The following is a 9,877-nucleotide window of genomic DNA, read 5'->3' on the forward strand; positions in this document are numbered from 1 at the left end:
AGTTGCTGTTCGCTGGTGGCAAATGGAGATTCAGCTAAATTAGCCGGATTTTGGATGCCTGCTTGCGGCTGAAACGCTTCTTGGAAAACTTGAGCGACATCAAATTCCCGATCGTCTGCCTGCTGGTTGGCGAGATCGTCGGGGTTGTTTTCGGGGTAGGAGTTCTCACTCATCCAATTAGCCGGGTCTGACGATTGAGCGGTTGGCGGCCAAGCCATCGGTAGCGCACCACTAATTTCATTGAGAGCATCAGAGATATCTTCGACGGAAAATTCAATTTGAGGTACAGGCTGAGGGTCGAACTCCACCGCAGCCCGATCGTCAGACCGATCGACTGGTGCCGCACTACTCTGGGCTGAGACAATCATCGTCGGACGATCTTCGGCTGCCAGGGGTTGCGATAACTTCTCCATCACAGGTGCTGCGGTACTGCTAGGCTGAGCAGCTTTTTCATCGTCAGGTCGGTCTGGATCGAAGGTGGCAAACGCTCGATGTGCGGCTGGGGAAATATTGAAAAAGCCCGTATCGTCTGCGGCTTCAACACTTGTTGCCAGTGGCACGTCTTTAAATAGCTGGTGGCTGGGATCTTCGTTAGGACGATCGTACCCAAAGGCGAAGGCATCTGTGAGTGTCTCTTGTTCGTTATTATAGAACCCGGTGGCCACTTGTGATGACTTCTGACTGGGGGTGTGAGTTTCGGCGGTAAAAAAGTCCGTTGCCTGACTGGGGAATAGTTGCCCTGACATATCGACATTAAAGTTGAGCGCTGCTAAGTCAAAGTCTTCATCAGCAGTGAGATCTTCTGGTTGTCGCCACGTTAGTAACTCAGCAGAATCAGCACTAGTATCGCGATAATGCCCGCCCGAATCACCGCCATTAAATTGCGACTGACTGGTAAGGTCGCCCATTTGACTCAAACAAGAATTAGCATATTCTAAGCCGCTATGTGCGAATTGGAGGAACTCATCATCGGTAGAAATTTTGATGACATATTCATACTCTTTTTTACCAATTTCATATTGATACAGTCCATAGCAATAGATGTGACCCCGCAGTAGTCGGACGCTAGGATCGTCCTGAAACTTGGCGACGAGCGTGTCGATAATTGTGGCAGCTTTCTCATAGTTACCTTGGAGGTAAGCTGCTTCTGCTAATTGATAATCTTGAGTATAGTCTTGCATACGATCGGGGTTAGAAATCATTTTGGTGCTGTGTCAATAACTGACTAAGTTTAGGAATTAAGGGTGTTTTTTATAAGTTTTATGCGGCGATCGCGCGTTGCCTGCTCCGGACTTGGATAAATTCAGGATTCATCATATTTTCAACGATAAAAATAACTGTAATCTCGATTCGGCAAAGCCGACGCTACGCGAACGAATGGCTCGATCTTCAGCGAATTAGAGCTGTCCTTGTGAGTAATAAAACTGCGTTTAAATAGTCCAGTGAGAAGAGCGGAGAATAGCGACTCGATCGAGTAACCGCAGGGGCGAGGTTTCCGAGCCAGTTGCCGGGTAAACTCCTCTGATAAAACCATTCATCGCCGCAGGCATCTGGGGGTCTGGAGCCAGCATCCGGTCGAGATCTAACCATTCGGTGTTGGCAACCGCCCGGACGGCAAAACCCATCACTAGCTCTTGTTCTTCCACAATCAAGACAGACACCTCATTCTGGTCGGGATTAACCAAGACGCTATCGCCTAAAAATTGGCCGAGGTCGGCGACCCAAATTACCTGACCGCGCCAATTATACGTCCCGAGTAAAAAAGGTGAAGCATTGGGAATTGGCGTAATCCGATCGAAATAGACCGACATTACTTCGCGGACGCCAGAAGCAGGTAGTGCAAACTCATTACCCGACGGGACATCAAAGCGCAAACACAATTCTCCATCGCGGCTACCCGCATTGACATCGTTATTGTCAGGAGTCTCGTCACTGGTCAAAAAATCTAAATTGAGAACCATTAGCCCTATCCTAATTTCGCAATAACTGTTTGATGGTAGTGAGCAATTCTATTGGCTCAAAAGGCTTGCAGACATAAGCATCTGCGCCTTGGCGCATTCCCCAATGTCGATCGAAATCCTCACTCTTAGAGCTGCACAAAATTACTGGGACGTCTTGAGTTTTCGGATGGGATTTGAGCGTCCGGCAAACTTCATAACCATTCATTTTGGGCATGACTACATCGAGCACCACGATGTCGGGGACGATTTCCAGTGCGACTGCTACAGCTTGTTCGCCATCTGTCGCAACGTTTACCGTCATTCCACTAGCTTGGAGTAGCTCTTTGATCATTTCCCGCTGAGCGGTACTATCATCCACAACTAGAACTGTTTTCATATATCTGCTAATCGATGGGTTAAATGGACATGAAGCCAGTAAACATCAGTAATTTATAGTAATTGTCAAACATACAACTTAAATTGCATAATCAATACTTATGAAACATGGCGCTGGAGGTCGTCTGAGCCGCAGCTTGCGCGTCGTCTTAACGACGATCGAACACCCCACCCAAGAGCGGCACATAGCGGCGCTGGGATCGATCGGGGCATTTGACACAAAGCTCGCAGCGGATTGGGAGCGCGTCTACGTTAGCACTGTTGCTAATGTAATCGCGGTGGTGGAGATAACACTGTGGCGATCGCACCAAAGACAAATCTCCTCTACATTCAGTTTTCCCACACATTCACCAGTTTGTTGCATTGTTTCCAAGATCGCTGAAAAAATCAGTTGAGTTTTGTGCTGATGACAGTTGGCAGTGGATGTATATATAGTTGTTAGTGATGACACTGCTCGACTCGGAACCGCGATCTCCAGTCGCCGCGATCGCAGCGGGGAGTTCCATTGACTCTGGACGTGTCGATCCAGCATTGGCGCACTGACAACATTTTCCTCACAGACGCTCCGCGAACGGATCTGGCGCAGTCAAAGCTGGATGGGAAGTAGATCGGGTTCCCACCCCATTAACTGTTGAGTAATCCTCGACATCACTCAAACTCGCTGTTTGCTCAGATTTATAAGATGGATTAACTTATTCAATTTCTGTACGCTCAGCAAGAACCTAAATTTATTTATATAAGACAAGGGAATAATAACGTGTTGTATCTAGCAGAAATCCAAAAGCCAAAATCGGGGTTTAATATTAGCGGTCGCAGTAAGACCGAACTCAAATTACTGGCTTGTCAACGTACCGAACAAAATTGGAGTGCGATTCCGGGGGAAGAATTAGTTGCCGCGCCGGATGAGGCGAACAACTACAATCCTGGGGTCTTAGTATTGGTCGATATGAATGCCAATCGCCAAATTCAGTCGCAGTTACGCGATGCTGGCAAACAGCTCGTGGGCATTCTTCAAAATCTCTCGCGGCAAATTGAAAAATATAAGAAGGAAGCCGATGAAATTGAGAGCTGGCGACAATCGCTGAACTTACAAACTCAGCAGTTACAACTGCGCCAAGAGGAAATCTATGTTCGCGAAGAAGGTTTAGAACAAACGCGCGCCGAACTCGACAGGCTCACTCAAGAAGCGCAAGCACTAGAATCGACGCTCGAACAACACGAGCAATCCCGCGCCGAACTCGCGACTCAATGGGAACAGTTGCGCGCCAAAGAGCAGCATCTCGATCTCCAACAGCAGTCGATGGGGACATCCTTGAGCGAAAGCCAAGTCGATGAAATTCGGGCGGCTGTCCAACAATTGGGCGGTACCGCCCGGGCGATCGATCCCCAACAATTGGCAGCAACCGCCACCGCGATCGAAGCGCAACAAGAGTTAATCGGTCAACATTGGCACCAACTTAGTTACCAACAACAACAAGTCACCGCAACTCAAGCCGAACTCGATCGTCAGCAACAGGAGATCGATCGTAGCAAACAGCAATTGCAAGAGTTACAAACTTCCCTCGAAGAAACCCAAACGGCATGGGAAGTGCAGCAGCATACACTGAGTATGCAGCAAGAATACGTGCAGCGATTGACAGCTCGCATCGATCTCGAACAGGAAAACTATCACAAGATTTATTTGATGTCCAAAGGTGGCAGTGCTGATGTGGGCGATGTCCAGATCGATCTCGAACAATTGGAAGCAATGCCGATCGGTCAATTACAAACAATTGTCGAAAATCTGCAAACAGAAGTCGATCGATCTGTCCATTTCGTCCATCTAGAAGAGGAAGAACTGCAAGAAAAACAAGAAGCGATCGACGAACTGCAACAAGCCATTCTAGCAGCTAACGAATTTGACAAACTCAAACTCGAAGCCGATCTCGCCGACGAACGCGATGGCTATCAGATGCTCGATCGTACCCTCGACGGTCAGCGCCAAACCATGCGGGAACGCCAAACTTTCTTGCAAATCCACACGCGCGTATTGCGCCAACGTCAAGGTCATCCCCCGGAAGCTTCCGAACGCTCTCAAGTTGAATGGGCATCCGTCCTCAAATTGTTGGACGCGCAGCGCCAGCAGCAGCAGACTGAAGTGACGCAAATGGAAACAGAGATCGAAAATCTCCGGCAGACGATCGCCCAAACTAAGTCCAAAATCGAACTCCAAGTCGAGGCTTATCTCCAGGAGTCCAAACAGGTGCAAGCCCTCGAACAGCAGCATCTGGCAACCAAACAGCTAGCCACCGAACTAGTTGCCAAAGTTAGTTTGTACGAGCAGATCGTGCAGCCATTACAAGATAGTATCGATACCTTCAAGCAGCAATTGGCAGGATTGGCGGATACTGTCGAAGACCGACCCGAAAATCACCAAGCGATGCAGCATATCGAATCTCTCCTCAATAATCTCGTTCATGGTTTGCCGATGGAAAGTTAGTATCTCTAGATTCACACCACTTATTATTCCTTAAGTCATGCTGCCTCCAACTTCTAATCGAAGTCGGGGGCATTTTTTGCGTCGATCTCGATCGCGCTCACTCAATCGCGCTAGTAGTGCGAAACTTATCAGAAATTCAACGCGTCAATGAGCATAGATCTAACTCATCCCAAATCCGATTTGGAAAACCTACCATCTTGCCATCACCCCGCCATCGCCTCCGGCTCTGGCTCCCCTCTGTCTTGTCTTGACGCGCTCGACCTGGAGGGAACCTCCGTGATGAGCGCGTCGCTGATTCGCTTACCCGTCGGGAAACAGAGGCGTGCGCTAATCGCTCCCAAGCTTGGGAGCGACCCAAATCGCGCTGAGGTTCCCTCAGCGTGCGTTTGGGTCAAGACAGCGGCGCATCGAACGGGAGGTTCCCTCCCGTTTGTGTGCGTCAAGACAGAGGGGCTGGGGGTGAGGGCAAGGGATTTCGATCGCAAAAAAAGTCTTTATCGAGACTCCCCAATGAAGTTTTTGCGCGTCGGTCGATCGGGACTACCAATTCCAGATAAGATTTAATACATGCAACGCTTAACTTCTCTACTCGATCGCTATCTCGATTGGCGCTGGCTGCTCGTGCTGTCGGCGCTGATGGCGGTCGTCCCGTCCTTACCGATCCAAACCCCAGTTCAAGCTCAACAGCCCAACCCCCAAGGACTATCCATCCAAGCAGACACCCAAGAAGCCAATTCTCAAACCGAAATTGTCACAGCTAGAGGAAATGTCCAATTGCGCTATCCCAGCCGCAACATTCGCGCTAGAGCCGATCTCGCTCAATACTTTATCAAGCAAAAACGCATCGTGCTGGCGGGGAATGTCTTAATCGCTCAACAGGGCAGCACTCTAGCAGGCGAAAGCGTCACTTATCTCATCGATGAAGGGAGATTTATCGCCAATCCTAAAGCCAAACAACAAGTTCGCAGCAACTATGTCACCCCCACACAAGGCGGTAAAGGGTTGACAATCTTTTCTAATACCCAAGAAGCCAATACCAAAACCGAATTAGTCACCGCCAGCGGCAATGTCCGACTCAGCTACCCCGACAAAAAGCTCCAAGCGCGGGCGAATACCGCCCAATATAATATCAAAGGCAGGCAAATTGTCCTGTCGGGGAATGTCCTAGTCGTTCAAAATGGCAGCAGTCTCCAAGGTGAGACGATTACTTATCTCATCGATCGAGGGCAATTTATCGCCAAACAAAAACCTGGGGTGCCCGTGCAATCTATCTATGTCGTTCCCGACACTAATAACAAGCAGTAGTTAGCAGGGGTGCGCCCGTTCGCCACCAATCGATCCCGTGAAGATTATCCTCGAAAACATTCATAAATCCTACGGGAAGCGGAATATTGTCAATCGTGTCAGTCTGTCAGTCGCGCAGGGTGAAATTGTCGGGTTGCTCGGGCCGAATGGTGCCGGGAAAACCACTACATTTTATATCGCGACCGGGCTAGAAAAGCCCAATCGGGGCAAAGTTTGGCTCGATGACGAAGATATTACGAGTTTGTCGATTCACCAGCGGGCGCGATTGGGGATTGGCTATCTGGCGCAGGAAGCGAGTATTTTTCGGAGCCTGAGTGTGACGGATAATCTTTTGCTAGTGATGGAACAAACCAATGTGCCGCGCAAACTCTGGGATCGGCGGTTAACGGATTTGATCGCCGAATTCAATTTGGAGAAAGTTGCTCATACTCTGGGTAATCGCGTCTCGGGAGGCGAACGCCGCCGGACTGAAATCGCCCGTTCGCTGGCAGCAGGGATGAGTGGGCCGAAATTTTTATTCTTAGACGAACCATTTGCGGGGGTCGATCCGATCGCGGTATCCGAAATTCAAAAGATTATTGCCAAATTACGCGATCGCAATATGGGCATCTTGATTACCGATCACAATGTCCGCGAAACATTAGCAGTGACAGATCGCGCATATATCATGCGAGAAGGTCAGGTATTTGCCTCTGGTAGCAGTGAAGAAATGTATGCTAATCCCTTAGTGCGGCAATATTATTTAGGTACTAGTTTTCAAGTTTAAGCAGTTTTTTTGTACTCTAAGTTTAGCACGATCGGCATGAGAAATTTCAGTCTCTCGCGAGTTTTACTACCAGGTGTTTCGGTGCTAGATCGCTATATCTTCACCCAACTACTCTTGCCATTTTTATTCGGTGTGGGGGCATTTTCTTCGATCGTTTTAGCAATTGGTGGTTTATTTGACCTCGTGCGAAAAATAGCTGAAGTTGGGTTGCCGATTACCGTCGCGATCGAAGTAATGGCGCTGAAAATGCCGTTATTTGTGGTCTATTCTTTCCCGATGTCCTTATTACTCGCCGGGATGATGACCTATGGGCGATTTTCCGCAGATAGCGAAATGATTGCCTTTCGGAGCTGTGGACTGAGTGTCTATCGCTTAATTTTGCCAGCAGTAGTCTTGAGCGTCATCGTAACGGGGATTACCTTTGTCTTTAGCGAATCGATCGTCCCGATCGCCAACCAAAAAGCCGCGACGACTCTATCACAAGCTTTAAAAGAGGATAAACCGACATTTAATACCGATAATATTGTCAGACCGATTTTTAAAGAAGTCGATCGCGATGGCAAAAAAGAACAGGTGCTAGAGTGGCTGTTTTATGCCGAGAAATTTGATGGCAAAACCATGACCGGGTTAACTATTATCGATCGCTCTCAACAAGATAAAGGATTGAGTAAAATTATTAATGCTCAGTCTGCGGTACTCGATCCTATTAAAAATACTTGGGACTTTTATAATGGCACGGTGTATCTAATTTCACCAAATGCCTCAGTCAGCAACTTTTTTAACTTTAAACGTCAAGGGTTACAATTGCCCAGTTCGCCCTTGGACTTTGCAGCAGTCGATAAAAATCCCGAGGATATGAGTATCGGTGAAGCAATGAACTATGCCGACGAAATTAAACTCAGCGGCGATCGCAAAAAAATTGTGTCTTTGGCTGTTAAAATCCAGAGTAAACTAGCTTTCCCATTTGTGTGTCTGGTTTTTGGGTTAATGGGTTCGGCGATGGGCATTCGTCCCCAGCGCACTGGCAAGGCGACGAGTTTTGGGGTGAGCGTGCTGCTGATTTTTGGCTATTATTTACTGATGTTTGTCTGTGCCGCTTTTGGTCAAGCTGAGATTATTTCTCCATTTTTGGCTGGCTGGCTACCAAATTTTATCGGGGTCGCCATCGGCGGTTGGTTGGTCGCTCAGGCGGCTAAGTAGCGTGAGTTCGGGATCGGGGTAGCCTGGAGACTGAAGTCTCGGCTAATGATACGAAGTCCGCCAACGCGGACTATTAAATTAGTCCGCGTAGGCGGACTTTGCAATACGAGCCACGATTTCAATCGTTGGCGGTACTAGAGCCGAGCAAATATCCCTAACCTGCACTGACTGTCCTAACAAATATGGCAACAGCTACAACTTGTAAAACTTAACCTTTAAACCATCGCGGGGATGGAGTGTCGGAATCGGATCGAGGGTGAGATTTTGGTTGGGTACTAGTTCCCAACAATTGCGGCGCAATAACATCGCGGCAATGATTTTCAGCTCCATCTGGGCGAATGCCATGCCGATACAGATCCTGGAGCCACCGCCATAAGTAGCGAATGTATAATCTGACGGCTTATATTCATAACGATCGGGATTAAACCGTTCCGGATCGAAAGAATTAGGCTCGGGATAAACTTCCGGATCGAAATGCGCCTCGGGAATCCGATACAGTACTTGCCAACCTTTCGGCACGCGATAGCCGTTAAATTCAAACTCTGTAACTACCCCCCGAAAACCACCGCCTACGGGTGGATACATCCGCTCGACTTCTCGCAAGACTCGATCGAGATAAGTCATCTGCTTTAAACTCTCGATCGAGATCGGTGTATCTCGCCCGATTCGCTCCTGTTCCGCTCTAGCTGTGGCTAGAATTTCGGGATGTTGGGCTAGCGCTAGACAGAGCGAGGCAACCAGCGAAGTTGTCGTCTCATGTCCGGCAAATAATAATAGTAGTGCCTGAACTTTGAGTTCGGCAACACTCAACCGATTGCCCTCCTCATCCTGACTTTGGACTAGTAATCCCAACGCATCCTGAGAGGGCTGCTGCTGCCGCTCTAAGACAACTTGCTCGATGTGGGCTAGCAATTTATCCCGTGCCGCGATCGCCCGTCCATAAGTCGTATAGCTCCAATTGAGTGGGATCGTAAATAAGCCATTTGTCAGTTCGGTAAATAACCGACTCAACTCGGTCGTTTCCGCACCTGGCTCGCTACCAATCAGTAATACACTCGCAATTTCAAAGGTGAGATTTTTGAGTTCGGGAAACCAAGTTAAATCGCTGATTTGCTCCCATTTTGTCAGATATCGATCGGTAATTTCGGTCATCGTCGTGACGTAGTTCGTCAATGCCTTACCGTGAAAAGCGGGCATCAATAACTTCCGATTGCGCTGATGCTCGGCTCCCTCTTGCAAAAATAACGATGCTCCCAATAATTCCTTAAAATTATCCGGCCAACCATCGCGCCAGGAAAATTTATCAAAATTAGTCGCTAAAATAAATTTATTTGCCGCTGCACCGCTCATCACCACTGTCGGACGCCCGACCAGATGCGTCCGAAAGATCTCTCCATACTGTTGGCGGCGCTTGTTGGCAAAATCCGGATCGGTCAAAAAGGCGATCGTTTCGCCAATCCAAGGCAAGCCAGATGTTCCCGGCGGTAATGGTAAAGCCGATGTAGCGGGTTGTTCGATCGTCATCAGAATAATAATAATGTAGCAGGTAGGGTGTGTTACTCCGAAGGATAACGCACCGAAGACTTCTAGATAACGCACCAAGATACCAAGGTTGCTCATCTTCTGTCTATATTTAATCACGCCCATAAGACTTTCAGAAATGTTACCTCTCGATTTAACCCGAATAGCTAGCCCATAGCAATCTCGATCGTCACAGTGTTAAATTATATAAACAATAGTGTCAGATCTAAAATTTTTATGCAACTCACTTGGCTGGATAACAACTCTTGG

At 48.3% G+C, this 9,877-nt stretch carries 9 protein-coding genes and 1 pseudogene; 6 read left to right on the top strand and 4 right to left on the bottom strand.

The genetic code is table 11. From position 1 onward, the window contains the following. The 3 genes and pseudogenes from RMO35_RS14115 to RMO35_RS14125 all read right to left on the bottom strand — a co-directional run. Positions 1–1,181: pseudogene (locus RMO35_RS14115) on the bottom strand (hypothetical protein); the annotation flags it as partial. Positions 1,182–1,430: 249 nt separating this feature from the next. Continuing rightward, positions 1,431–1,961: a chemotaxis protein CheW gene (locus RMO35_RS14120; protein ID WP_309741945.1), complete on the bottom strand. Its 531-nt coding sequence runs from the start codon at positions 1,959–1,961 to the stop codon at positions 1,431–1,433. Positions 1,962–1,971: 10 nt separating this feature from the next. After that, positions 1,972–2,337 (bottom strand): response regulator, encoded by a 366-nt coding sequence (locus RMO35_RS14125; RefSeq protein ID WP_309741946.1) that lies wholly within the window; start codon positions 2,335–2,337, stop codon positions 1,972–1,974. 100 nt (positions 2,338–2,437) lie between these two features. On the opposite strand from RMO35_RS14125, the gene RMO35_RS14130 reads away from it, so the two are divergent. The 6 genes from RMO35_RS14130 to RMO35_RS14155 all read left to right on the top strand — a co-directional run bounded on the left by RMO35_RS14130 (position 2,438) and on the right by RMO35_RS14155 (position 8,086). Next, positions 2,438–2,731 (top strand): hypothetical protein, encoded by a 294-nt coding sequence (locus RMO35_RS14130; RefSeq protein WP_309741947.1) that lies wholly within the window; start codon positions 2,438–2,440, stop codon positions 2,729–2,731. Between the two features lie 362 nt (positions 2,732–3,093). After that, positions 3,094–4,815 carry a pilus motility taxis protein HmpF gene (hmpF, locus tag RMO35_RS14135; protein WP_309741948.1) on the top strand — a complete coding sequence of 574 codons (1,722 nt, stop codon included), beginning with the start codon at positions 3,094–3,096 and terminating at the stop codon, positions 4,813–4,815. 147 nt (positions 4,816–4,962) lie between these two features. Then, the gene (locus tag RMO35_RS14140; RefSeq protein ID WP_309741949.1) at positions 4,963–5,379 is read left to right on the top strand and encodes a hypothetical protein; all 417 of its coding nucleotides are present in this window, start codon (positions 4,963–4,965) and stop codon (positions 5,377–5,379) included. A 3-nt stretch (positions 5,380–5,382) separates the two neighbouring features. Next, positions 5,383–6,120, top strand: a complete 738-nt coding sequence (locus RMO35_RS14145) for an LptA/OstA family protein (protein ID WP_309741951.1) — start codon at positions 5,383–5,385, stop codon at positions 6,118–6,120. A 37-nt stretch (positions 6,121–6,157) separates the two neighbouring features. Continuing rightward, positions 6,158–6,886, top strand: coding sequence for an LPS export ABC transporter ATP-binding protein (gene lptB, locus RMO35_RS14150; protein WP_309741952.1), 729 nt, complete (start codon positions 6,158–6,160; stop codon positions 6,884–6,886). A 36-nt stretch (positions 6,887–6,922) separates the two neighbouring features. Further along, positions 6,923–8,086, top strand: coding sequence for an LptF/LptG family permease (locus RMO35_RS14155; RefSeq protein ID WP_309741953.1), 1,164 nt, complete (start codon positions 6,923–6,925; stop codon positions 8,084–8,086). A 192-nt stretch (positions 8,087–8,278) separates the two neighbouring features. Here RMO35_RS14155 and RMO35_RS14160 read toward each other — a convergent pair whose 3' ends face one another. Then, a complete protein-coding gene (locus RMO35_RS14160) occupies positions 8,279–9,610 on the bottom strand; it encodes a cytochrome P450 (protein ID WP_396135672.1) in 1,332 nt (443 codons plus the stop codon). Positions 9,611–9,877: the final 267 nt, after the last annotated feature.

It is taken from the genome of Chamaesiphon sp. OTE_20_metabat_361, from assembly GCF_031364565.1.